A 20,808-nucleotide genomic window follows, 5' to 3' on the forward strand; every position below is an offset into this window, starting at 1 on the left:
CCCGGAGGTATTTTCAGCCCAAAGAAACATGGGCGCGCGCCCAGCGAGACCCGCCAGCCAGGATGGCCCGGCGCGGCCTAGTCGTCGTCGCGGATGATGTCGGGAACGCCCAATCGGTCGTTCAGGCGGTTCATCTCGCGTTCGACCAGGCCGATGTTGCTGTCCCGCACGGTGGGCAAGAGGGCGCGGGCCCGGCGCACCTGGCCATAATCAAGCTCGGCGGTGATCAGCTCCGGGTCCTGTCCGGCGATGGCAAGAGGATGGCCGAAGGGGTCGAGGATCCGCGAGCCACCCCAGAAATTCAGATCCTCTTCCGGCCCGGTCCGGTTCACCATGATCGAGGGCGCGCCGTACATCATCGAGTAGAAATGCATCGTGGCCGTCCAGCCCGAGGGGTTGTCAAAGGCTTCTCCCACCGCCTCGACCCCGCTGGAGATCGGCGAAACCAGCAGCGTCGCGCCATGCAGGAAGGCAAGATGCACCAGTGCCGGGTTCCAGAGATCGGCGCAGATCAGCAGGCCAAGGCGCCAGTCCTCGGTGATCTCCTGCGTGTCCACGAAACGGCCCTGGGCATAGTATTTCGTCTCGATCAGCTTGCCATAGGAGGGGAGATTGATCTTGCGATGGATGTAGATCAGCTTGCCGTTCTTGTAGACGCCCGCCGCGTTGTAGAACTGTGCCGCCGGGCCTTCCTCGACGAAACCGACGATCAGGATCGTGTCCCCCGCCGCGCGGCTGAGCTCGATCAGGCGCGGGTCGTGCCGTTTCATCGTCACGTCCAGAAGGTTTTCGGCACCGTAATGACCAACTAGGCTAAGCTCGGGAAAAACCAGCAGGTCCAGCCCCCTGGCCTGGCTCACCCAGCGGTGATGTTCCTCGAAATTGGCGTCGAGATCGCCGATCCGGCTGCCGAACTGCGCGGCGCCGACGGTGAGCGTTTCGGACATCATGTACCTCCCCTTTGGCCCCGCCTGCCATGCCCGTCCGGCAAACGTCAATCGCGATAGCGTTCCGCCAGGTCCTCGGCGTCGCCCATTGCCGCCAGCCTCAATTCCCGAACCAGCCGCAGGGTCGGTTTCAGCGCGAAAAAGACCGATCCGATGACGAAGAGCCAGATCGCCTGCGTTTCCCAGACAGGCCAGAAGAACAGGATCGAGCCGATCAGGAAACAGAAGGCGGCGATGAAATCGACGGTGGTATGGGCGATCTCGAAGGCGGCATAGACGCGGCGCGAGTCGGCGCTGCGTTGGCGATTTTCGTGGGTAAAGAGCGCCATGTCAGCGTGCGAGCGCCCGGAAGGATGTGGTCATCGGGCCAAAGCAGTCACCCAACGAGAGGGTGAAGGAGGTCGGAAAGGCGGGCCTGTCAAAACTGATAAGGGCCTCCCCCCAGTCATGGCTGGGCTGGCCCCCGAGGCTCATGGCGGCAAAGCAGGTGCCCGGCCCCTGCCCGACCCAGAAGGCCCGGTGCACGGCGCGGTCCTGGTAGTTGCCGGCCAGTCCCGGGATGACCAGCCTGGCCGGATAGCCGTTCGGATGCGTGAAGGACAGGACAGCCGCGCCGCCGGTGTCCTCTTCGTAGACGACAGGACCTTGCGCGCTGTCCCAGACCTCGTCACCGAGGGCGGGTGTTGCGAGAAGGGCGGCGAGAGAGAGGGCGCGGAACATGGGCTGTCTCCGGGGTTGTGTGCCTGCGCAGAGTGTCATGGAATCCCGCGCGGGGACAGGGGGACATTCCCGCCACACCACGGTGCCCTCACTATCCGAAGGGGAGGTTTCTGGAAATCGCGTCTTCGCCCCCGAGGAACCGCATCCAACCCGTGACGGCCAACCAATGCACAATCACCGCAGGCATGACTCGCCCAGTGGCCACCACAAGCACCATGTTCACCAGTCCAAGCCAGGCGGTCAGCAGAAGGAAACACGGGTCCCAGAAAAACGCGCGGGCGTCCGGCCAGATGAGCCAGGCCGTCGCTGAGTGTTGCAATACATAGCCCGCCAACAAGACCGCGCCCAAGGACAGCAGCCGTTCTCTCCGCACCCACAAAAGTGGGGCGCGAAAGATCAGCTCTTCGACCAACGCCGGGGCGATCAGGATCGTGGCGTAGCGCAACCAAGGCAACGCCACAGGATCATAGACGATAATACCGCACTTGAACCCGAGTGGCAGGCCGAGAGCGACCACCACAAGCATCGCGGTCACAGTCGCCAGCGCGCTTGGTCCAAGCGACTGGCGCATCCTACCTAGCGCGACAGGCCCGCCGCCGTCGTCGGCACGTCCAGCGCCGCGAACCCGTAGTGCCGCAGCCAGCGCAGGTCAGAGTCGAAGAAGGCGCGCAGGTCGGGGATGCCGTATTTCAGCATCGCGATCCGGTCGATCCCCATACCGAAGGCAAAGCCCTGCCATTCGTCCGGGTTCACGCCCGAGTTCTTCAACACTTGCGGGTGCACCATGCCGGAGCCGAGGATTTCGAGCCAGTCGTCGCCCTCGCCCACCTTGAGCACGCCGCCCTCCCAGGAACACTGGATGTCGACCTCGGCCGAAGGCTCGGTGAAGGGGAAATGCGAGGCGCGGAAGCGCAGCTCGACGTGGTCGACCTCGAAATACGCCTTCACGAATTCCTCGAGCACCCATTTCAGGTTCGCCATCGAGATGTCGCGGTCGATGGCCAGCCCTTCGACCTGGTGGAACATCGGCGTATGGGTCTGGTCATAGTCGGCGCGGTAGACGCGGCCCGGCGCGATGATCCGGCAGGGGGCGCCATGCGCCTCCATGTGGCGGATCTGCACGGGGCTGGTGTGGGTGCGCAGCACATGCGGCGGGCGATTGTCGCCCTCGGCGCGGTGCATGTAGAAGGTGTCCATCTCGGCCCGCGCCGGGTGGTGGCTGGGGATGTTCAGCGCGTCGAAGTTGTACCAGTCGCTGTCGATCTGCGGACCTTCGGCAACGGAAAAGCCGAGATCGGCAAAGATCGCGGTGATCTCTTCCATGACCTGGCTGACCGGGTGGATGGTGCCGCGGCGCATCGGGCGGCCCGGCAGGGTCACGTCCAGCCATTCGGTCTTGAGCCGCTCCTCGAGCGCGACATCGGCCAGCGCGGCCTTCTTCGCGGCCAGGGCGGCGTTGATCTCATCCTTGAGCGCGTTCAGCGCGGGGCCGGCGACCTGGCGCTCCTCGGGGCTCATCTTGCCCAGTTCACGCATCTTGAGGCTGATCTCGCCCTTCTTGCCCACCGCTGCGACGCGCAGGTCCTCCAGCGCGGCTTCGTCGCCCGCCTTGGCAATCAGGTCGATGTATTTCTCGCGCAGGTCTTCCATGTCCGATCCCTCAGGCTTGCCCGCGACGGGTTAGCCCCGACATGGCCGGTTTGCAACCTTGCTTTGGTCCCTTCCGGCACCGCCTAGCCCGAGGCGTAGGCCCGCACGTCGGTCACGAGCCGGGTGACCTCTGCATCCTCGATCTTCATCTCTTCGAAGTGCGCGGCGAGGTTTTCAAGGTATTCGCGGCTGGTGCCGAGAAACCCCTCGCCGGTCGCGATCAGCCGCACCTGTTCGTCATGTTGCAGATCGCCCCTGATGTTGCCGGCCGCATGGTTGGCGAGGAAGGCCAGCGCCTCTTCGGTTCCGTGATCGGTTTCGACGGAAATGAAGCGCGGCAGATAGGCCTCTCCCAGACGTTCGCGGTGCCAGAGGCTGCGGGTCTCGTCCTGCACATCCCTGGCCGCGATCCGGAAGATCAGCCCGTGGCACCCCTGCCCCGCGTCCAGCGCCGCCATCAGTCCCGGCTGGTCCTCTGTCCCGCGCGCGCCGTTGATGTCGAACAGGATGAACCGCCGTTCGGCCCCCGGCGCAAATCCGCGACGCACCTCGGTAAAGCGCACCGCCGGATCCCACATCAGCGAGCCGTAGGCAAAGACCCAGAGATCGCGGTCCATTCGCCCGGCCAGTGCCTGTGTCCGGTCGGCCTCGATCTCGGCTTCGGTCAGGATCCAGTCGGTGGCGCGCCCGTGCTGTTTGCCGATCTCGATGGCCTTGTCGACGTGAAAATCCGCGAAAAAGCTGTCTTCGCGCGGCTTGATCAGAGCGCGCAGGCCGGGGTGGTGACGGAATGGATCGTTGGTAGTCATTAATGAAGCGCCCCGGGATACGTGGGGCCCAACATGCATGGGCGTGCCGGAAAAGCAAAGGCGGCGGTGGCGATCGCGACGGGATTCGAACCCGCAACACCCGGATAGACAATCCGGTGCTCTCCCGTTGAGCTACGCGACCCAAACGCCGGGCCTGGCAGGGCGTACGGGATTCGAACCCGTGTTATCCGCTCGAAAGGCGGGTGTCCTGCCCCCTAGACGAACGCCCCATTGGCCATGACGGAAACCTAGTGAATTCGGCGACACCGATCAAGATTTTTAATGTTTATTTTCAATGATTTAAAATGAAATCAATGCATCTCCATTCACCGCCCTGAAGGGGTGTTGAGAACCGGATCGCCGGGGTCGTATGGGTCTGTGTCGGGAACGGAGACAGGGGACTAGGCCTTCTGCCTCCTCGGGATCGTCGGGGTCTTCGGCCAAGGCGGCTCCTTTCTGCGGAACAAAAGAAAAGGGGCGGCATCACATGGATGCCGCCCCTCGGGAAAAAACCGGATCTGACTGCTAGTCGCTGCGCGCACACAAGCACCCGATCCCCCGAGGGGGGCCGGGATCGCGTTCTGCAAAGGCGATGCGCGGGAACATGACGGGTCTCTCGCGGTTGAACTCAGATCGTCTGCATAGCAGAGGGCCGCCCCTTGCCAAAGACCAAATGGACGCAATTCTCGGTTGTACGCTCACAGAGCGAAGTCGTCCGTGGTCAGGCCGACGACACCGGCCACCCGGATCTCGGCATCGGCGATGCCATCCCCCGTCGTCTCGAACTGGACGATGCTGGACCCGGAGGCCGTTTCGATCACACGGATCTGGTTCGCCCCGTTAAAGGCTCCGGTGCCGACAAAGGTGAAGACCCCCGGCGTCATCGAGACCACGTTGATCACGTCCACACCCTGTTCAAAATCAAGGATCTGGTCGCACGTGGCGCCGATCCCGGCCTGTGCGATGGTGCGGACCACAAAGATGTCCGCGTCCGCGCCCCCGGTCAGAAAGTCGAGACCCAGCCCCCCGGCCAGTTCATCCTCGTCGCCACTCAGCAGCACGTCCGGAAACTCTCCACCGTACAGCGAGTCGTTCCCACCCTGTCCCACCAGAAGGTCGGCGTTTTCGTCACCCTCGAAACGGTCCGCGGCGTCGGAACCGATAAGGGTGTCGTTGTCCGCCCCCCCCCCTGTACCGTGCCGACGACGCTCCCGGGGCCCGCATTCCGGAACAGGTCTTCGCCCGCCGCCAGGACCACGTCGCCGAATATCGTGCCGGTGTTTCTGACCACATCTGCGGCGCCGCCGGTTTCCAGGGCCGGACCTGTGCCATGCACCGTGATCGTCCCGCTGTTGAGAACCGTTGTCCCCGACCCGGATCCGGCCTGGATCCCGCTGGTCTGGATCAGCCCGGAGTTGGCCAGGTAGACGCTGAATTCTGCAACCGTGTATAGGTCGTTGCCGATCATTTCCCCACTGTTGATGAGACGCAGGTCATCAAGCCCGCTGTTGGACGCGATGATCGCCCCGGCGTCGGTCGTGATCCGACCGGTGTTCGTCAGGTACAGGCTCATGTCGGGATTGCCCTGCATCCCGATGGCCGTACCGCTGCTGCTGATGTCGCCGTGCTTCTACAGGAAGTGCAGACCGGCCGCGCCGGGCGCATAGTCGACCGCCGCCACGACACCATTGATCGTGCCGAAATTGCCCACCGTGCTGTCCGCAGTGAGCACGCCAACCGCCGCAGCGCCCGAAAGGACGGTGCCGTGGTTGTGAAACTCTGTCGACAGGGCCCCGGTGCCCAGCGTGACAGCCACCCCAGACGCATAGATCTGCGCGCCCCGAAGGGTGAACATCTCGTCACCATTGATCTCGGTGACGGGGATCGCGGACGTGCCCTGAAAATCCACTGCCATAAGCAGGCTTTTTCGTGTCGGGAAGAAGGTCCGGTTCGACCCTAGCGAAGCCCAAAGCGCTTTGCGCGCATTTTCACACTGAAACTCCCGCCATACGCGCATAGCCGCGCATTCTGCCATTCCGTCACACGGACCCCCGCAACAGAAAAGGCCCGGGCGCTGAGCCCGGGCCTTGTCCGATTTTCGAGATGCGCTCGGCTCAGGCCGGCAGCGCGCCTTTCGCCTGGTCGACGATGGCGGCGAATGCCTCGGGCTCGTGCACGGCCAGGTCGGCCAAGACCTTGCGGTCGACCTCGATGCCAGCCAGTGTCAGGCCATTGATGAAACGCGAGTAGGTCAGCGATTCGTCATGCGCGCGCACGGCGGCGTTGATACGCTGAATCCACAGGGCGCGGAAGTTGCGCTTGCGGTTCTTGCGGTCACGCGTGGCGTACTGGTTCGCCTTGTCGACAGCCTGTGCCGCCACCTTGAAGGTGTTCTTGCGGCGGCCATAGTAACCTTTGGCCTGGCTGGTGATCTTCTTGTGACGCGCGTGGGTAACGGTTCCGCCTTTGGTACGGGACATATCTTATCCTCCTGATCAGCGGTCGTAGGGCATGTACTGCTTGACGATCTTGGCGTCAGGCTTCGACATGGTGGTGGTTCCGCGCGCATCGCGGATGAATTTCTTGGTGCGCTTGATCATGCCGTGGCGCTTGCCGGCCTGGGCCGTCAGCACCTTGCCGGTGGCGCTCACCTTGAAGCGCTTCTTGGCGCTCGACTTGGTCTTCATCTTGGGCATTTCAATCTCCGTTACTTGGCGCGACTCGGCATGCCACTGGTGGCCGGCCGCGCGGTTGGAAAGCGCCGTATAGGGGGACGCGGCAGGTTTGGCAAGGGGCGAACACGGGGGCACGACCTGCCCCGGACCGCAAGCGACAGGATCCCGCTGGCGCCTCGCCTTGCTCCCCGCGACAGGCCCCATTATCCTTGGGTCGCGCGGCTACTCAAACACAATTACAGAGTTTCAATCCCGACATATGCCCGATCATCCAGACACCGACCAGTCCGCGCGCGCGGAAGTCTCCGAAATCCGAAAGGCGCAGACCTGGTTTCTGGGCATCATCGCCTTCGCGGTGATCCTCTTTCTGCTGGTGCAAGCCAAGTTCCTGCTGATCTCGCTGGCCATCGCGATCATGCTGTTCTCGCTGACCTCCGATGCGATCAACTATTTCCAGCGAATGAGGATCGGCAGTGCCCGGGTTTCGATCTGGATTGCCTCGATGCTGGCGGTGCTCTTGATCGCCACCATCCTGATTTCCGCCTCTTTGATCATCCTCGCCCAGGCGAACACGGTTGTAGTCACGATCCTGCAATACGCGGACCCCGCCCAGCAGGCGGTGGCGGACCTGGTCGGCTGGATGGGGGCGGATGTCGAGACCGCCGTGCTGGACTGGATGAAATCGATCCAGCTGGGCCCTTACCTGTCGTCCCTCGCCGGACAGGCGGGCAACATCGCCTCGGGTGCGGTGCTGGTCACGCTGTTCGTGGGCTTCATGTTCCTGGAGCGCCTTTGGTTCCCGACCAAGCTGGCCAGCCTCATGGGGGACGAGCGGCGCGCACGGCGGGTCGAGCGGATCATTTCCTCGATCATCCACCGGGTGAACCGTTACCTCGTGGTCAAGGTGGTCATAAGCTCCGTCACAGGGGCGCTGGTCTACGCGGTGATGACCTTCTTTGCGCTGGACCTGGCGATGCCGATGGCGGTGTTGACCTTCGTCCTGAACTTCATTCCCAACATCGGCTCCATCGTGGCGACGGTGGTGGTAGCCCTGGTCAGCTACGTCCAGACCGGCGACGCCTTTACAGGCCTGACGGTCCTGTCGATCGTAACCGTGATCCAGTTCACCGTGGGCCAGGTGCTTGACCCACTGCTGCTGGGCAAGACACTGCGGCTGTCCTCTTTCGGCATCATCGCCAGCCTGGCCTTCTGGGCCGCGGTCTGGGGGATCGTGGGGATGTTCCTGGCGGTGCCGATCATGGTGTCGATCATGATCATCTGTTCGCACATCCCGCGCGTGCGGCCCGTGGCCATCCTGCTGTCTCGCGAAGGGCTGCCGGACCTCGATCTGGAGATGGAGCCGGAACAGGAACCCACAGAGGATACAGCGGAACCCCGCCCCTCTTCCTGAGCCCGCTCTCAGTTCAGGATCTGACCGATCACGCCATAGACCGCGTCAGGAATATCCTGCGGGCGATAACCGCCGTCCTTTTCGCGGAAGGCCCAGAAGACAAGTCCCGCGCCGCCGAACAACACGAGGGCGCCCACACGGGGCGCCCGATTGTCGGACCAGGCCGAAATGATCGCCGGCAGTGACAGAACGACCAGCCCCATGCCGGTGACCAGCATCATGTCAGGTTCCATTGGCCTGCCCCCTCTTGCAGGGGAAAGGTTATTCCGGATCGGTCGAAAAGATCAAACGCTCGTTGCAGGGGGCAACGCGCAGGATGTTGGTCGTTCCCGGCTGGTTGAAGGGCACGCCTGCGGTGACGACGATCTGGTCCTTTTCACCGGCATAGCCCTGCGCGCGCGCGGCACGGGCCGCGTTGACGACAGCCTGCTTGAACCGCTCCAGCTCTCCGGTCATGACGCATTGCGTGCCCCAGGTCAGCGACAGCCGGCGTGCGGCACCGGTCATCGGGGTCATGGCGATGATCGGCACGCGCGGACGTTCCCGCGCAACCAGGGCCGCAGTGGTGCCCGAAGAGGTAAAGCAGCAGATCGCCTTGATCTCTGTCGTCTCGGCGATCTCGCGCGCGGCGGCCACGATGCCGTCGGCGACAGAGGTCCGCACGGCGTTGCGCGAGGCCTCGATCACGTCGCGATAGGTTGGGTCGCTCTCGACCGAGATGGCCACGTTGTTCATCGTGGTGACAGCCTCGATCGGGTACTGACCGGCGGCCGATTCCGCCGACAGCATGATGGCGTCGGTGCCCTCGTAGATGGCGCCGGACACGTCCGAGACCTCGGCCCGGGTCGGCATCGGGCTTTCGATCATGGATTCCAGCATCTGCGTCGCAACGATCACCGGCTTGGCGGCCGCACGGCACTTGCGCACCAGGCGCTTCTGGATCGGCGGCACAGCCTGAACAGGCAGTTCGACGCCCAAGTCGCCACGGGCGACCATGATCCCGTCCGAGACCTCCAGGATCTCGTCAAAAGCCTCGACCGCCGAGGGTTTCTCGATCTTCGAGATGATTGCCGCCCGGCCCCAGACCAGGCGCCGCGCCTCTTCGACGTCCTCGACCCGCTGCACAAAGGACAAAGCGATCCAGTCGACGCCCAGCCCGCAGGCAAATTCCAGGTCGCGGCGGTCCTTGTCGCTGAGCGCGGCAAGCGGCAGCACCACGTCGGGAACGTTCACGCCCTTGCGGTTGGAAATCGTGCCGCCCGCCTCGACGATGCAATTTGCGTGATCCTTGCCGCAGTCGGCCACTTTGAGGCGGATCTTGCCGTCATTGACCAGCAGGTGCGACCCGCCGCTGAGGGCGGCAAAGATCTCGGGGTGCGGCAGCTGCACGCGTGTCGCGTCACCCGGCGCTTCGTCCAGGTCCAACCGGAACTTCTGGCCCCACTCCAGCTCTTCCGAGCCGTTGGCGAACTCACCCACGCGCAGTTTCGGGCCCTGGAGGTCGGCAAGGATCGCGATCGGGCTGTCCAGGTCCTTTTCGACCTGCCGGATCATCTTGTGGCGTTCCTCGATTTCCTCGTGGGTGCCGTGGCTCATGTTCAGGCGAAAGACATCCGCTCCGGCCTCGTGCAGGGCCCGGATCATCTCGTAGGTGTTGGATGCGGGGCCAAGCGTGGCCACGATCTTGACGTTACGGTCGCGTTTCATGTCTTTCTCCCTGCCCGGTCGGCTGTGGCGGCCAGTCGCGTCCGCGTGTGCGCGCTGGCAAATGCAGTTGCGGCGTTACCGCTAACGGCGCCTGCTTTATCACGTATTTCCCTTTGCCGCGCAACTGGCATATGTGTAGCGGGCCAAAGACGACGAGACCATGACATATTCCCCCTGCCAGATCATCGGCGAAACCCGCCAGAGCCGGTTCCTGATCACCTGTGATCATGCCGCCAACATTGTGCCGCCCGATCTTGGCGGCTCTCTCGGCCTGCCGGTGTCGGACATGGCGCGCCACATTGCCTATGACGTGGGCGCCGCCGGTATGGCGCGGGAACTGGGTGAATTGCTGGATGCGCCGGTTGTCCTGTCGAATTTCTCGCGCCTCGTGCTCGACCCTAACCGGGGCGAAGACGACCCGACCCTGCTGATGAAGCTCTACGACGGTTCGGTGATCCCCGGCAACCGCCATGCGGACGCCGAAGAAAAGGAACGCCGCCTGAACGCCTATTACCGCCCCTATGATGCCGCTTTGGCGAAAATGGTGGCAGGGCGCGACGATGTGGCCATCGTGGCGATCCATTCCTTCACGCCGCAACTGCACGGCCGCCCGCCCCGCCCCTGGCATGTCGGCGTGCTGCACGCCGCATGGGATGCGCGCCTGTCCGATCCGCTCATTGACATGCTGGAGGCGGAACCCGATCTGGTGGTGGGACGCAACCAGCCCTACCCCGGTCACCTGCCCGGCGATGCGATCGACCGCCACGCCCTTGGCGCAGGACGCCTGAACACGCTGATCGAGGTCCGCAACGACCTGATCGAGGAAGAGGTCGGCCAGCGACACTGGGCGGCGCGCCTGGCGCCGCTGCTGCAACAGGCGCTGGCCGCCGCGACGGAGAAAGAGGAGTGACAAAGATGGACGACCAGACCCGCATCGAGATCGAGGCCGCCGCCTTTCGCCGGCTGCGCCAGCACCTGATGGAAGACCGGCAGGACGTACAGAACATCGACATGATGAACCTGGCCGGCTTCTGCCGCAACTGCCTGAGCCGCTGGTACCAGGAGGCGGCGAACGAAAAGGGCATCGAGATGGGCAAGGAAGAGGCCCGCGAGGTCTACTACGGGATGCCCTATTCCGAATGGAAGGATAAGTTCCAGACCGAGGCCGGGCCCGACAAGCAGGCCGCCTTCGAAAAGTCCTTCAAGGAAAACGTGACCGACAAGGGCTGACCGCGCCCGCAGTCGGACAGGGTATTTGTGCGCCTGCGCGGCATCCGTGTGGGCGGCATCACAAATCGGGGCACGGGCGCCACGCCATGCCGGGGGATGCTTGCGCACGGGCGCGCGTGCCGGTAACGGGAAGCGCATGCGGATCGTTCACGACTATCAGTACACGCGGCCCGAAGATCAGGGTGCCAGCGTCGCCATCGGCAACTTTGACGGCGTCCATCTGGGCCACCAGGCGGTGATCGACCTCGCGCGCCGATCGGCGCCCGGGGCACCTCTTGGCGTGATGACGTTCGAACCGCATCCGCGCGAATATTTCGCCCCGGACTCCGCCCCCTTTCGCCTGATGAGCGCCGAGACCCGCGCCGCGCGGCTTGAGAAACTTGGGGTCGAACGGCTGTACCAGTTGAATTTCAATACGGTGCTGGCCTCGTTGACCCCGCGGGACTTCGCGGACCGCGTGATCCGCAAGGGGTTCGGCCTGGTCAACGTGGTGGTGGGCGCGGATTTCTGTTTCGGCAAGGGGCGCGCGGGCAATGTCGAAAGTCTGCAGGCCTTCGGCGAAGAAATGGGGTTTGGCGTAACGGTTGCTGACCTGTTGGAAACCGGCGGTGTACAGGTTTCGTCGACCGCGATCCGCGACGCGCTGTCCGAGGGCCGCCCCCGCGATGCTGCGGCCCTGCTGGGTCACTGGCACCGGATCGAAGGCAAGGTGGTCGGCGGCGAACAGCGCGGGCGTGAGCTTGGCTATCCCACCGCGAACATGTCCATCGACGGGCTGCACCCGCCCCGGTTCGGCGTCTACGCCGTATTGGTGGACGTGCGCGACGGCCCGCACAAGGGCAGCTATCGCGGGGCCGCCAGCATCGGCGTCCGCCCGATGTTCAATGGCGAAGTGCCCAACATCGAAACCTATCTCTTCGACTTCACGGGCGACCTCTACGGTGCGACCCTGTCGGTCGGACTGGTCGAATACCTGCGGCCCGAGCTGAAATTCGACGGGCTTGAGGCGCTGATCACCCAGATGGACGCGGACTGCCTTAAGGCCCGCGAGATCCTGGCCGCCGAATGACAGATCCGATTGCCCGCACCGGCCTGACGCCGCGCTTCTGGGAGCGCAAGCGCCTTCAGGACATGTCGGACGCCGAGTGGGAGGCGCTCTGCGACGGATGCGGCAAGTGCTGCCTGAACAAGCTTGAGGACGAGGACACCGGGGAGGTGGCGCTGACCCGTGTCGCCTGCCGCCTGTTCGACGACAGCACCTGCCGCTGCTCCCAGTACGAGATCCGGCATCAGTTTGTGCCGGAATGCATCGTGTTGCGGCCCGCAAACATCGCAAAAAACCATTACTGGATGCCCGAGACCTGCGCCTACAAGCTGCTTTACGAGGGCAAGCCGCTGTACGATTGGCATCCGCTGATTTCAGGCACGCCCGAGTCCGTTCATGCGGCGGGTGTGTCGATGCAAGGGGCAACAGTGCCCGAATTCGAGATCGATGAAGACGACTGGGAAGACCATATCATCGAGGAGCCGCTATGAACTTTGCATCCGACAATGCCAGCCCAGTTCCGCAGCAGGTTCTTGACGTCCTGGCCCGGGTGAACAGCGGCGCGGCGGCAAGCTATGGCGCCGACGACGTGACGGCAGAAGTGGCGGACCGGGTTCGCGCCCTGTTCGAGGCCCCGGGCGCGGCAGTCTACCTGGTGGCCACGGGCACCGCTGCGAATTCACTGTCACTGGCCACGCTCTGCGCGCCGTTCCAAACGATCTTCTGCTCCGAGCACGCGCATATCCACGAGGACGAGTGCAACGCGCCCGAGTTCTACACCGGCGGCGCCAAGCTGACCCTTGTGCGCGGCGGCGACGTGATGACACCTGAGGCCCTGCGCAGCGCGATCCTGGGCGAGGGCAACCGCGGCGTGCACGGGCCACAGCGTGGGCCGGTCTCGATCACCAATGTGACCGAGGGCGGGAATGTCTATGCGCTATCCGACATCGGGGCGCTGTGTGCGGTGGCACGGGAATACGGTTTGCCTGTGCACCTGGACGGGGCGCGCTTTGCCAATGCCTGTGTCAAGCTGGGCTGCACCCCGGCCGAGATGACCTGGAAGGCGGGCGTGGACATCGCCGTTTTCGGCGGCACCAAGAACGGTCTGATGGATGCCGAGGCGGTGGTGATCTTTGACCCAGAGGCACCCGCCAGCAGCGGCATTACCCGGGCGCAGGAGTTCGAGCTGCGGGTGAAACGCGCGGGCCATCTGTATTCCAAGCACCGTTACGTCGCGGCCCAGATGCTGGCCTACCTCGAAGACGACCTGTGGCGCGACCTGGCACAGCAGGCCAATGACCGCTGCGAGACCCTGGCCCGGGGGCTGCAGGACATGGGGCTGGAAATCGTGAACAAGACCCGCGCCAACATGCTGTTCTTTCGCGCGCCGCTGCGGGCGCACAAGGCGGCCCAGGCGGCGGGCGCGGTCTACGCGCTTTGGGGCAACCCGCCCGAGAAGGCCGATGAACCGGCGCTTGCGCGCCTGGTGTGCAATTGGTCCACGACCGAAGCCGAAATCACGGAATTCCTGAAGGTCATGCGCGCCGCCCTGTGACACGGGCTTCACAACCTGTCCCGCCTGCCGCTAGGCTGCCCTCGCGGCAGGAGGATCTGACATGGCCAAACTGGATTTCTGGTATTCGATCGGCAGCACCTACAGCTATCTGACGGTCGCGCGGATGCGGGATTATGCGCGCGATCACGGGCTGCAGGTGACATGGCGCCCCTTTGACGTGCGCCGGATCATGATGGCCCAGAACAACGTCCCCTTCCGCGACAAGCCGATCAAGACCGCCTACATGTGGCGCGACATGGAACGGCGGGCCGAGCTTTTCGGGCTGCCGATCAATGTCCCCGCCCCTTACCCACTGCCCGACCTGCCGCTGGCCAACAAGATAGCGGTTCTGGGCATGACCGAAGGCTGGGGCGAGGACTACACGATAGAAACCTATCGCCGCTGGTTCGTCGACGGGAAGGAAGCGGGCAGCGATCCGAACCTGTCAGACAGCCTGCGGGCCGTGGGGCAGGACCCTGTCGCGGTGCTGGCCCGAGCCGCGGGCGAAGAAGGCACGGCGCTGCTGAGCGCGGAAACCGACACGGCCGAGGGCCTGGGCATCTTCGGCAGCCCGTCTTTCGTCGTAGGGGAGGAATTGTTCTGGGGCGACGACCGCCTGGACGAGGCCGCCGCCTGGGCGGCAAAGGCGGGATGATCCCGTTCTCATCGCTGCGGGACGCCAGCCCTCAGTTCATCTGGAAGTGCAGCGCGTAAGACCCGTCCTCGAAGGCGCCGAAGAGATCGGGAATGTCCGGGTGATCTACCGGCTCGCCCGAGTAGTCGGCGACCAGGTTCTGTTCCGAGACATAGGCCACGTAAAAGCTCTGATCGTTTTCTGCCAGCAGGTGATAGAACGGCTGTTTCTTGGACGGGCGGCTGTCCTCGGGAATGGATTCGTACCATTCCTCGGTGTTCGAGAATTCGGGGTCGACATCAAACACCACGCCCCGGAAGGGGTGCTTGCGGTGGCGGACGACCTGACCCAGGTGATATTTCGCGCGATTGTGCAACATAACGAACCTCTTCCTGCCTCCTTGATACCGTTTCCGCCGGTGCCTTGTCCAACTTTCGCCTCAAATTGGCGGGAAACACTCTGTGAAACACCCGCCAACAGTCCAGATCATAGGCCAAGGGCGCACTTGTCCCGATACCATGCCCCGCGACAGCGGTGACCCGCTGGACTGGAGGAAATGTGATTCCCTCCCCCGGCGCAATCAGCTAAAATGCCTTACAATAAAAAGACAAAGCGAGGCGAGTGGCAAATGAGCAGAGTCCTTCGCGCCTTGGTGATCGTGCTTCTTGCGGCCTCCTGTGGGGGTGGCGGCGGGTCTGGTACGTCTCCGCGCAACCTGGACAACGCCTGTTCGATTCTCGAACAGCGTCCCGGATATTACCGTGCCTTCCGCAGTGCCGAACGGCGCTGGGGTGTTCCCGTGCACGTTCAGATGGCAACGATCTACCAGGAGAGCAAGTTCGACAGCGATGCGCGAACCCCCTTCCGGTACAGCCTCGGCGTGATCCCGATCGGGCGTCAAAGCTCGGCCTTCGGGTACAGCCAGGCGCTGGACGGCACCTGGGACGAATACCTGGCCGACGCGGGCCGGCGCGGTGCGCGCCGAGACAACATCCGCGACGCAACCGATTTCATGGGCTGGTACATGGATCTGTCGCACAAGGAGCTGGGCATTCCGAAGTCGGACGCGCGGCGCCATTACCTTGCCTACCACGAGGGTCGCACGGGCTATCGCCGAGGCAGCTACAATGCCAAGTCCTGGCTGCTGCGGGTGTCGACACAGGTAGGCGAACGGGCGGTGCTCTACGAGCGGCAACTCAGGAATTGCCGCGCCGCACGGTAGGGAAAACGCGCGGCCCCGGGATGGGGCCGCGCCACACCCTCAGCGCTTGAGCTTGGACAGTTCGCTTTCAATCGAAAAGACGCTGTTGGACAGGTTTGCCTGTTCCAGCCCGCCCAGGATCACCGTGGTCTGGCTACCGTTTCGGTCGGTGATGATCCATTGCCGCAACTCAACCGGTGCGCCAGTGAACTTCAGCTGGATTGTGCCATAATCCGGGTTGTCAGGGTCCTGCGCGGTGACGGTGGTCGCCGTGCCATCAAACCCATGCCCGACCACCATGCCGGCGCGGCTCAGGTCCACCTGGCGCGCAAGGATGATCGACAGCGGCGTCTGCCGCAGCGGATAGGTGTCCGGTCGGGCGCCCAGCTTGCGGTCAAGGATATAGACGGCCCCGGCGCTTGCCATGACCAGCGCCCGCTCTGGCGGGTTGTAGTCGAAACGCACCTTGCCCGGCCGCTTGATCGCGATTTCGCCGGTCGAGATCGTGCCGTCGGCGTTGATCTGGGTGAAAGTGCCCGTGGCCGAGGTGATCGAGTTCAGGTAGCGCGAGATCTCGTTCAGCGACAGTTGCTGGGCGCTGGCGGGCAGCGCCGCAAGCGTGCCAAGGGCAATGAGACCTGCGGTGAAAGCTCTGCGGATCATGTGTTTCCTTCCTGCTCGGAATGCCCGCTGACATGGCACATCGCGCGGCGCTATGCGATAGCAGGCCTCTTGCAGGTCAATATCGGGGCGGAAAGCCGCCCCTTCAATGCCCTCGCACCCCATGCTTCTTCTCTGCAAAAATACTCCGGGTGTGAATGCGCCGCAAGCGCAGAGGGGGCCGCGCCCCCTCCCTGCCCCGGTCTCAGGCCTGTTCCGGCACCAGGATTTCGCGCTTGCCGACATGGTTGGCGGGGCTGACGACACCCTCGTCCTCCATCTGCTCGACCAGGCGCGCGGCCTTGTTGTAACCGATGCCCAGCTTGCGCTGGATGTACGAGGTCGAGCACTTGCGGTCCTTTATGACGATGGCCACGGCCTGATCGTACAGCGCATCCTCGCCACCGGTGTTGCCGCCGGTGTTCAGACCCAGCACCGCGTCGATGTTGTCGGCCTTTTCCTCGTCGGGCCCCGAGACGACGCCACCCACGTATTCCGGCGGGCCGAAGGCCTTGAGGTGGTTGACGATTTCCTCGACCTCCTCGTCGGACACGAACGGCCCGTGGCAGCGGGTGATCTTGGCGCCCCCCGCCATGTAGAGCATGTCGCCCATGCCCAGCAGCTGTTCGGCCCCCATTTCGCCAAGGATTGTCCGGCTGTCGATCTTGGAGGTCACCTGGAAAGAGATCCGGGTGGGGAAGTTCGCCTTGATCGTGCCGGTGATGACATCGACCGAGGGCCGCTGCGTGGCCATGATGAGGTGGATGCCCGAGGCTCGCGCCATCTGCGCCAGACGCTGGATGCAGGCCTCGATCTCTTTCCCCGCGACCATCATCAGGTCGGCCATCTCGTCGACGATGACGACGATATAGGGCATTTTCTTCGGTTCGAATTCCTCGGTCTCGAAGACGGGTTCGCCGGTGTCGTCGTCAAAGCCGGTCTGGACCGTGCGGCTGAACATCTCGCCCTTGCCCAGCGCGTCCTCGACGCGGCTGTTGTAGCCGTCGATGTTGCGGACGCCCATCTTCGACATCTTGCGGTAACGATCTTCCATCTCGCCCACGACCCATTTCAGGGCCACGACCGCCTTTTTCGGATCGGTCACGACCGGGGACAGAAGGTGCGGGATGCCGTCATAGACGCTGAGTTCCAGCATCTTGGGGTCGATCATCACCAGCCGCAGGTCCTCGGGCGTCAGCTTGTAGAGCAGCGACAGGATCATGGTGTTGATGGCGACGGACTTACCGGAACCGGTGGTCCCCGCGATCAGCAGGTGAGGCATCTTGGCCAGGTTCGCCACCAGAGGCTCGCCGCCGATGTTCTTGCCCAGCGCCAGCGGCAGCTTGTGCTTGCCGTCACCATAGTCGCGGCCCGCCAGGATCTCGCGGAACGAGACCATCTCGCGGTTGTCGTTGGGCAGTTCGATCCCGATCACGCTGCGCCCCGGCACGGTCGAGACGCGGGCCGAGAGGGCCGACATGGAACGCGCGATGTCGTCGGCAAGGCCGATCACGCGGCTGGCCTTGAGACCCGGCGCGGGTTCGAGTTCGTACATGGTGACAACCGGGCCGGGGCGGACGCTGACGATCTCGCCCTTGACGCCGTAGTCGTCCAGCACGGTTTCCAGCATCCGTGCGTTTTCCTCGAGCGCCTCGTCGGACAGGACGTGACGTTCGATCTTGTCCGGAGACATGAGCAGCGAGAGCGGCGGCAATTCGTATTCCGGCCCATCATCGTCGAAACGCAGCTGGGGCTGGGCCTCTGCCTGGGCGCGTTTCGAGGGCTGCACGGGCTTGCGCACCGGCTGTTGAACCACCTTCTTGGGTTCCGGCAGCGGCACGGCGGCGCGCGGTTGCGGTGCAGACTGCGGGGCAGGCTCGGGCTGGTAGTCGTCGCTCAGCACCTCGGCTTCGTCGGCGTAGTCGTCGTCAAAGCCATCCTGGTCTCCATAGTCATCGAAATCGCTGAGATCAGAGTAGAATTCGGCATCGACCTCGGGTTCCGCGGCAGGGGCACGGGGCAGGACGCGCGGCGCCGGTTCGGAAACCTCCTCGGCACTTGGTGAGATCCGGGGGGCCGGAGCGGCGGCAGGCGCGGGGACCGGATCAGCGGCGGTCAGGCGCGGCTCGGGCGGCAGCGGGCGGTCCGCCGCGGTCAACGGCGGTTCCGGCGGCAGCGCGGGCTGGCGCGGTGTGTCGCGGAACACGATGGGCTGCGGGCCGTATCCGCGTCCCTTGGTCAGCGGCTTGTCGGCCATGATGCCCGGCGTCTGACGGCCCGGCAGCACCGTGCTGCGGGATTTCACCGCACGAGCGATCTTGGCCCGGATGCGGTCCTCTCCAGGGACATCGACGTCATGGTCGATCAGTTCCTCGACCAGCTCGGGTTCGGGCAGCGGATCAGGGTCCGCCCGGCGGATCATGCGCGACAGAAAGCCCTGTTTCTCGGGCTGCGGCATGGGTGCTTCTTCCAGGATGTCTTCCTCGGGGTCATAGAACCCGGCCTCGGGCGACGGCGGCACGCCCATGTCGGCGCGCAGCACGCGCGAGGCAGAAGGCACGGCGGCAGGCGCCGGTTCGGCGCTGGCGACAAGATCGGCCTCTTGTGCGGCTTCGGCGGCGGCGGCGCGCCGCTCGGCCCGGGCGGCGCGACGTTCGGCACTGGCGGCCTGCATCCGCTGTGCCACGGTCATGGTACCGCTGGCCCCGCGGCCCATCAGGCGCACCAGCGTGGCGTAGGTCATCACCACACTGACCAGAAGGAAGCGGCCCAGCGATTTCAGTTCCTCGCGGGTAAAGCCCAGCACGAAGGCGCCCAGCGCAAGGATACCCGCGCCCAGTCCCAGCTGCATGATCTTCAACCCCGTTGCATGGGCAAAGGGCAGTGCATTGATGGCCGAGCCCATCATCATGTCACCGAACAGACCGCCAAGGCCGAAATGATGCGTCCATCCGGCGGATGCCTGTAGGCCCGCGGCATAGACCGCACAAAGCGCCACCCAGATGGGCGAGAAGATCAGGCAGGAAAAGGCGCGGCCATTGCCCTGGTGCAGGGCCAGGCGGACACCCCAGGCCAGGAAAACGGCGGCCAGCGCCCAGGCCCCCAGGCCAATGATCATGAACAGCGGGGCAGCGACATAGGCCCCAAGGCGTCCCATCCAGTTCTGCACCGGCGCATCGGTGGCCGACAGCCAGGAGGGATCATCCGGCGTATACGAGGCGATCATGGCCGCCACCATCAGCCCCAGCGCGATCAGCGCCAGCCCGATCAGCTCGCGACCCCGCTTTTCCAGCGTCGCGGCGGTATTGGTGTCGAACAGGGGATCACGCCCCCTTGCCTGGAAAGATGCCATCTTCGCCTCGTCTTTTTCTTTATTATGTGAACAGGCAGTCCCGGATCCGGGTCAGCCCATCCCTTGTCTCGTCCTGGGGCGCGACAAGCGCCGCGCGGATGTACCCCTGCCCCGGGTTTCCATCCGCCGTGTCGCGCGACAGGTAGGCGCCGGGCAGTACCCGGACACCGGTTTCCGTCCACAGTGTGAACGTCGCCGCCTCGCCGTCCTTGACCGGCAGCCAGACGAACATGCCCGCCTGCGGGGACATGTAGCCCGGAACATCGCCCAGGATCTCGTCCGCCAGGGCGTATTTCTGCGCCCAGAGTGCGCGGTTCTCTCGCACATGCGCCTCATCCGTCCACAGCGCCTCTGACACATGTTGCAGCGGCAGCGGCACCGGAGCGCCGGAATAGGCACGCAGCTGGCGCAGGCGCGCGATGCTTTCGGGGCCGCCGGCCACGAAGCCCGAGCGCAGCCCCGGCAGGTTGGAACGTTTCGACAACGAGTGCAGCGACAACACCCGTTCGGGATGCGCCCCCATCGCCGCCGCCACCTCGAGCGCGCCGGTAGGCGGCGTGTCGCGGTAAAGCTCGGCGTAGCATTCATCGGCCACGATCTGGAAGTCGTGCTTTTCGGCCAGGCCAATCAACTCGCGCCAATAGGCCTCGTCCGCCATGACGCCTTGCGGGTTGGCGGGCGAACAGATGTAGCAGAGCGCGGTTCGGTCCAGCACCTCGGCCGGCAGACCCGCGTAGTCCGGCAGGTGACCGGTCTCGGCGGTGGCGGGGGTAAAGACTGGCTCTGCCCCCACGGAAATCGCCGAGATCATGTAGACTTGGTAGAACGGGTTGGGCATCAGCACCGCCGGGCGCTGCCCCCGCTGCTGCTCGGGGCACAGCGCCATGCCGATGTTGTACAGCCCCTCGCGCGTGCCGTTCAGGTTCATGACCTGGGTCGCCGGGTCCATCGTCACGCCATAGCGCCGGTTCAGCCAGTCCGAGATGGCCGCGCGCAGTTCTGCCGTGCCCTCGTTCGGCGGGTAACGCCCGAAATCGGCGACGTGGCGCGCGATGATCTCGGAGATCCAGGCCGGAAACGGGTGTTTTGGCTCTCCGATGGACATGTGCAGCACGGGGCCGCCCGGATCATGGTGATCCAGCAGCGCGCGCAGGCGCGGGAACGCATAGGCCGGTAGGTTCGAAAACCGCTCGGGGAACATCGTGACTGCCT

25 protein-coding genes and 2 tRNA genes are annotated in these 20,808 nt (G+C 64.4%); 8 read left to right on the plus strand and 19 right to left on the minus strand.

The genetic code is table 11. The features are described from left to right. Window positions 1–77: 77 nt before the first annotated feature. The 13 genes from PVW46_RS09915 to rpmI all read right to left on the minus strand — a co-directional run bounded on the left by PVW46_RS09915 (window position 78) and on the right by rpmI (window position 6,822). The gene (locus PVW46_RS09915) at window positions 78–950 is read right to left on the minus strand and encodes a nitrilase-related carbon-nitrogen hydrolase (protein ID WP_069208005.1); all 873 of its coding nucleotides are present in this window, start codon (window positions 948–950) and stop codon (window positions 78–80) included. Window positions 951–994: 44 nt separating this feature from the next. Beyond that, window positions 995–1,276 carry a YrhK family protein gene (locus tag PVW46_RS09920; RefSeq protein ID WP_043142175.1) on the minus strand — a complete coding sequence of 94 codons (282 nt, stop codon included), beginning with the start codon at window positions 1,274–1,276 and terminating at the stop codon, window positions 995–997. Window position 1,277: 1 nt separating this feature from the next. Further along, entirely contained in the window at window positions 1,278–1,667 is a 390-nt protein-coding gene (locus tag PVW46_RS09925; protein WP_043142177.1) for a hypothetical protein, read from the minus strand. Between the two features lie 91 nt (window positions 1,668–1,758). Beyond that, window positions 1,759–2,238, minus strand: coding sequence for a CPBP family glutamic-type intramembrane protease (locus PVW46_RS09930; RefSeq protein ID WP_139132214.1), 480 nt, complete (start codon window positions 2,236–2,238; stop codon window positions 1,759–1,761). 5 nt (window positions 2,239–2,243) lie between these two features. After that, the gene (gene pheS / locus PVW46_RS09935) at window positions 2,244–3,317 is read right to left on the minus strand and encodes a phenylalanine--tRNA ligase subunit alpha (RefSeq protein WP_069208003.1); all 1,074 of its coding nucleotides are present in this window, start codon (window positions 3,315–3,317) and stop codon (window positions 2,244–2,246) included. 83 nt (window positions 3,318–3,400) lie between these two features. Next, window positions 3,401–4,126: a gamma-glutamylcyclotransferase gene (locus PVW46_RS09940; protein ID WP_069208002.1), complete on the minus strand. Its 726-nt coding sequence runs from the start codon at window positions 4,124–4,126 to the stop codon at window positions 3,401–3,403. Between the two features lie 67 nt (window positions 4,127–4,193). Beyond that, window positions 4,194–4,268: transfer RNA gene (locus tag PVW46_RS09945), tRNA-Asp, on the minus strand. 13 nt (window positions 4,269–4,281) lie between these two features. Continuing rightward, window positions 4,282–4,356 (minus strand) — tRNA-Glu (locus tag PVW46_RS09950). A 468-nt stretch (window positions 4,357–4,824) separates the two neighbouring features. Then, window positions 4,825–5,289, minus strand: a complete 465-nt coding sequence (locus PVW46_RS09955) for a M10 family metallopeptidase C-terminal domain-containing protein (protein ID WP_443137039.1) — start codon at window positions 5,287–5,289, stop codon at window positions 4,825–4,827. Further along, window positions 5,178–5,699 carry a hypothetical protein gene (locus PVW46_RS09960; RefSeq protein ID WP_274575806.1) on the minus strand — a complete coding sequence of 174 codons (522 nt, stop codon included), beginning with the start codon at window positions 5,697–5,699 and terminating at the stop codon, window positions 5,178–5,180. Before PVW46_RS09960 ends, PVW46_RS09955 begins: the two co-directional genes overlap by 112 nt. Before the next feature lie 57 nt (window positions 5,700–5,756). After that, window positions 5,757–6,041, minus strand: a complete 285-nt coding sequence (locus PVW46_RS09965; protein WP_043142187.1) for a hypothetical protein — start codon at window positions 6,039–6,041, stop codon at window positions 5,757–5,759. Window positions 6,042–6,240: 199 nt separating this feature from the next. After that, window positions 6,241–6,606, minus strand: coding sequence for a 50S ribosomal protein L20 (gene rplT / locus PVW46_RS09970; RefSeq protein WP_043142189.1), 366 nt, complete (start codon window positions 6,604–6,606; stop codon window positions 6,241–6,243). Between the two features lie 15 nt (window positions 6,607–6,621). Continuing rightward, window positions 6,622–6,822, minus strand: a complete 201-nt coding sequence (rpmI, locus tag PVW46_RS09975; protein ID WP_043142192.1) for a 50S ribosomal protein L35 — start codon at window positions 6,820–6,822, stop codon at window positions 6,622–6,624. A gap of 238 nt (window positions 6,823–7,060) precedes the next feature. Here rpmI and PVW46_RS09980 point away from each other — a divergent pair, with 238 nt between their 5' ends. Continuing rightward, a complete protein-coding gene (locus tag PVW46_RS09980; protein ID WP_083242143.1) occupies window positions 7,061–8,212 on the plus strand; it encodes an AI-2E family transporter in 1,152 nt (383 codons plus the stop codon). An 8-nt stretch (window positions 8,213–8,220) separates the two neighbouring features. On the opposite strand, the gene PVW46_RS09985 is transcribed toward PVW46_RS09980, so the two are convergent. Further along, a complete protein-coding gene (locus PVW46_RS09985) occupies window positions 8,221–8,445 on the minus strand; it encodes a hypothetical protein (protein WP_069207999.1) in 225 nt (74 codons plus the stop codon). 28 nt (window positions 8,446–8,473) lie between these two features. After that, window positions 8,474–9,919 carry a pyruvate kinase gene (pyk, locus tag PVW46_RS09990; protein ID WP_069207998.1) on the minus strand — a complete coding sequence of 482 codons (1,446 nt, stop codon included), beginning with the start codon at window positions 9,917–9,919 and terminating at the stop codon, window positions 8,474–8,476. A 160-nt stretch (window positions 9,920–10,079) separates the two neighbouring features. Between pyk and PVW46_RS09995 the strand changes: the two genes are divergently transcribed. The 6 genes from PVW46_RS09995 (at window position 10,080) to PVW46_RS10020 (ending at window position 14,404) form a co-directional block, all read left to right on the plus strand. Further along, window positions 10,080–10,829, plus strand: coding sequence for an N-formylglutamate amidohydrolase (locus PVW46_RS09995; RefSeq protein WP_069207997.1), 750 nt, complete (start codon window positions 10,080–10,082; stop codon window positions 10,827–10,829). A gap of 5 nt (window positions 10,830–10,834) precedes the next feature. Continuing rightward, complete coding sequence (locus PVW46_RS10000; RefSeq protein ID WP_043142204.1) at window positions 10,835–11,149, plus strand: DUF1244 domain-containing protein; 315 nt, start codon at window positions 10,835–10,837, stop codon at window positions 11,147–11,149. Window positions 11,150–11,285: 136 nt separating this feature from the next. Then, on the plus strand, window positions 11,286–12,218 hold the full coding sequence (locus PVW46_RS10005; RefSeq protein ID WP_069207996.1) for a bifunctional riboflavin kinase/FAD synthetase: 933 nt from the start codon (window positions 11,286–11,288) through the stop codon (window positions 12,216–12,218). Next, window positions 12,215–12,685 (plus strand): YcgN family cysteine cluster protein, encoded by a 471-nt coding sequence (locus tag PVW46_RS10010; protein WP_043142211.1) that lies wholly within the window; start codon window positions 12,215–12,217, stop codon window positions 12,683–12,685. Before PVW46_RS10005 ends, PVW46_RS10010 begins: the two co-directional genes overlap by 4 nt. After that, complete coding sequence (locus PVW46_RS10015) at window positions 12,682–13,749, plus strand: threonine aldolase family protein (RefSeq protein ID WP_069207995.1); 1,068 nt, start codon at window positions 12,682–12,684, stop codon at window positions 13,747–13,749. Before PVW46_RS10010 ends, PVW46_RS10015 begins: the two co-directional genes overlap by 4 nt. Window positions 13,750–13,810: 61 nt before the next feature. After that, the gene (locus PVW46_RS10020; RefSeq protein ID WP_069207994.1) at window positions 13,811–14,404 is read left to right on the plus strand and encodes a 2-hydroxychromene-2-carboxylate isomerase; all 594 of its coding nucleotides are present in this window, start codon (window positions 13,811–13,813) and stop codon (window positions 14,402–14,404) included. Between the two features lie 31 nt (window positions 14,405–14,435). Here PVW46_RS10020 and hspQ read toward each other — a convergent pair whose 3' ends face one another. Continuing rightward, window positions 14,436–14,762, minus strand: coding sequence for a heat shock protein HspQ (hspQ, locus tag PVW46_RS10025; protein ID WP_043142221.1), 327 nt, complete (start codon window positions 14,760–14,762; stop codon window positions 14,436–14,438). A gap of 249 nt (window positions 14,763–15,011) precedes the next feature. On the opposite strand from hspQ, the gene PVW46_RS10030 reads away from it, so the two are divergent. After that, window positions 15,012–15,605, plus strand: a complete 594-nt coding sequence (locus PVW46_RS10030; RefSeq protein WP_043142223.1) for a transglycosylase SLT domain-containing protein — start codon at window positions 15,012–15,014, stop codon at window positions 15,603–15,605. A 39-nt stretch (window positions 15,606–15,644) separates the two neighbouring features. On the opposite strand, the gene PVW46_RS10035 is transcribed toward PVW46_RS10030, so the two are convergent. The 3 genes from PVW46_RS10035 to PVW46_RS10045 form a co-directional block, all read right to left on the minus strand. Next, on the minus strand, window positions 15,645–16,247 hold the full coding sequence (locus PVW46_RS10035; protein WP_043142226.1) for a LolA family protein: 603 nt from the start codon (window positions 16,245–16,247) through the stop codon (window positions 15,645–15,647). Window positions 16,248–16,449: 202 nt separating this feature from the next. Continuing rightward, a complete protein-coding gene (locus tag PVW46_RS10040) occupies window positions 16,450–19,596 on the minus strand; it encodes a DNA translocase FtsK (protein ID WP_069207993.1) in 3,147 nt (1,048 codons plus the stop codon). 22 nt (window positions 19,597–19,618) lie between these two features. Continuing rightward, window positions 19,619–20,797, minus strand: a complete 1,179-nt coding sequence (locus PVW46_RS10045) for an aminotransferase class I/II-fold pyridoxal phosphate-dependent enzyme (protein ID WP_069207992.1) — start codon at window positions 20,795–20,797, stop codon at window positions 19,619–19,621. Window positions 20,798–20,808 lie beyond the last annotated feature (11 nt).

Source organism: Mameliella sp. AT18 (genome assembly GCF_028807275.1).
In the GTDB taxonomy this organism is placed as follows: Bacteria; Pseudomonadota; Alphaproteobacteria; order Rhodobacterales; family Rhodobacteraceae; genus Antarctobacter; species Antarctobacter albus.

What these genes read in the sequence shown, in the direction of transcription:
- PVW46_RS09915 (WP_069208005.1), bottom strand. Translation starts at nt 950, where the DNA reads ATGATGTCCGAAACGCTCACCGTCGGCGCCGCGCAGTTCGGCAGCCGG.
- PVW46_RS09920 (WP_043142175.1), bottom strand. Translation starts at nt 1,276, where the DNA reads ATGGCGCTCTTTACCCACGAAAATCGCCAACGCAGCGCCGACTCGCGC.
- PVW46_RS09925 (WP_043142177.1), bottom strand. Translation starts at nt 1,667, where the DNA reads ATGTTCCGCGCCCTCTCTCTCGCCGCCCTTCTCGCAACACCCGCCCTC.
- PVW46_RS09930 (WP_139132214.1), bottom strand. Translation starts at nt 2,238, where the DNA reads ATGCGCCAGTCGCTTGGACCAAGCGCGCTGGCGACTGTGACCGCGATG.
- pheS (WP_069208003.1), bottom strand. Translation starts at nt 3,317, where the DNA reads ATGGAAGACCTGCGCGAGAAATACATCGACCTGATTGCCAAGGCGGGC.
- PVW46_RS09940 (WP_069208002.1), bottom strand. Translation starts at nt 4,126, where the DNA reads ATGACTACCAACGATCCATTCCGTCACCACCCCGGCCTGCGCGCTCTG.
- PVW46_RS09960 (WP_274575806.1), bottom strand. Translation starts at nt 5,699, where the DNA reads ATGAGCCTGTACCTGACGAACACCGGTCGGATCACGACCGACGCCGGG.
- PVW46_RS09965 (WP_043142187.1), bottom strand. Translation starts at nt 6,041, where the DNA reads ATGGCAGTGGATTTTCAGGGCACGTCCGCGATCCCCGTCACCGAGATC.
- rplT (WP_043142189.1), bottom strand. Translation starts at nt 6,606, where the DNA reads ATGTCCCGTACCAAAGGCGGAACCGTTACCCACGCGCGTCACAAGAAG.
- rpmI (WP_043142192.1), bottom strand. Translation starts at nt 6,822, where the DNA reads ATGCCCAAGATGAAGACCAAGTCGAGCGCCAAGAAGCGCTTCAAGGTG.
- PVW46_RS09980 (WP_083242143.1), top strand. Translation starts at nt 7,061, where the DNA reads ATGCCCGATCATCCAGACACCGACCAGTCCGCGCGCGCGGAAGTCTCC.
- PVW46_RS09985 (WP_069207999.1), bottom strand. Translation starts at nt 8,445, where the DNA reads ATGGAACCTGACATGATGCTGGTCACCGGCATGGGGCTGGTCGTTCTG.
- pyk (WP_069207998.1), bottom strand. Translation starts at nt 9,919, where the DNA reads ATGAAACGCGACCGTAACGTCAAGATCGTGGCCACGCTTGGCCCCGCA.
- PVW46_RS09995 (WP_069207997.1), top strand. Translation starts at nt 10,080, where the DNA reads ATGACATATTCCCCCTGCCAGATCATCGGCGAAACCCGCCAGAGCCGG.
- PVW46_RS10000 (WP_043142204.1), top strand. Translation starts at nt 10,835, where the DNA reads ATGGACGACCAGACCCGCATCGAGATCGAGGCCGCCGCCTTTCGCCGG.
- PVW46_RS10005 (WP_069207996.1), top strand. Translation starts at nt 11,286, where the DNA reads ATGCGGATCGTTCACGACTATCAGTACACGCGGCCCGAAGATCAGGGT.
- PVW46_RS10010 (WP_043142211.1), top strand. Translation starts at nt 12,215, where the DNA reads ATGACAGATCCGATTGCCCGCACCGGCCTGACGCCGCGCTTCTGGGAG.
- PVW46_RS10015 (WP_069207995.1), top strand. Translation starts at nt 12,682, where the DNA reads ATGAACTTTGCATCCGACAATGCCAGCCCAGTTCCGCAGCAGGTTCTT.
- PVW46_RS10020 (WP_069207994.1), top strand. Translation starts at nt 13,811, where the DNA reads ATGGCCAAACTGGATTTCTGGTATTCGATCGGCAGCACCTACAGCTAT.
- hspQ (WP_043142221.1), bottom strand. Translation starts at nt 14,762, where the DNA reads ATGTTGCACAATCGCGCGAAATATCACCTGGGTCAGGTCGTCCGCCAC.
- PVW46_RS10030 (WP_043142223.1), top strand. Translation starts at nt 15,012, where the DNA reads ATGAGCAGAGTCCTTCGCGCCTTGGTGATCGTGCTTCTTGCGGCCTCC.
- PVW46_RS10035 (WP_043142226.1), bottom strand. Translation starts at nt 16,247, where the DNA reads ATGATCCGCAGAGCTTTCACCGCAGGTCTCATTGCCCTTGGCACGCTT.
- PVW46_RS10040 (WP_069207993.1), bottom strand. Translation starts at nt 19,596, where the DNA reads ATGGCATCTTTCCAGGCAAGGGGGCGTGATCCCCTGTTCGACACCAAT.
- PVW46_RS10045 (WP_069207992.1), bottom strand. Translation starts at nt 20,797, where the DNA reads ATGTTCCCCGAGCGGTTTTCGAACCTACCGGCCTATGCGTTCCCGCGC.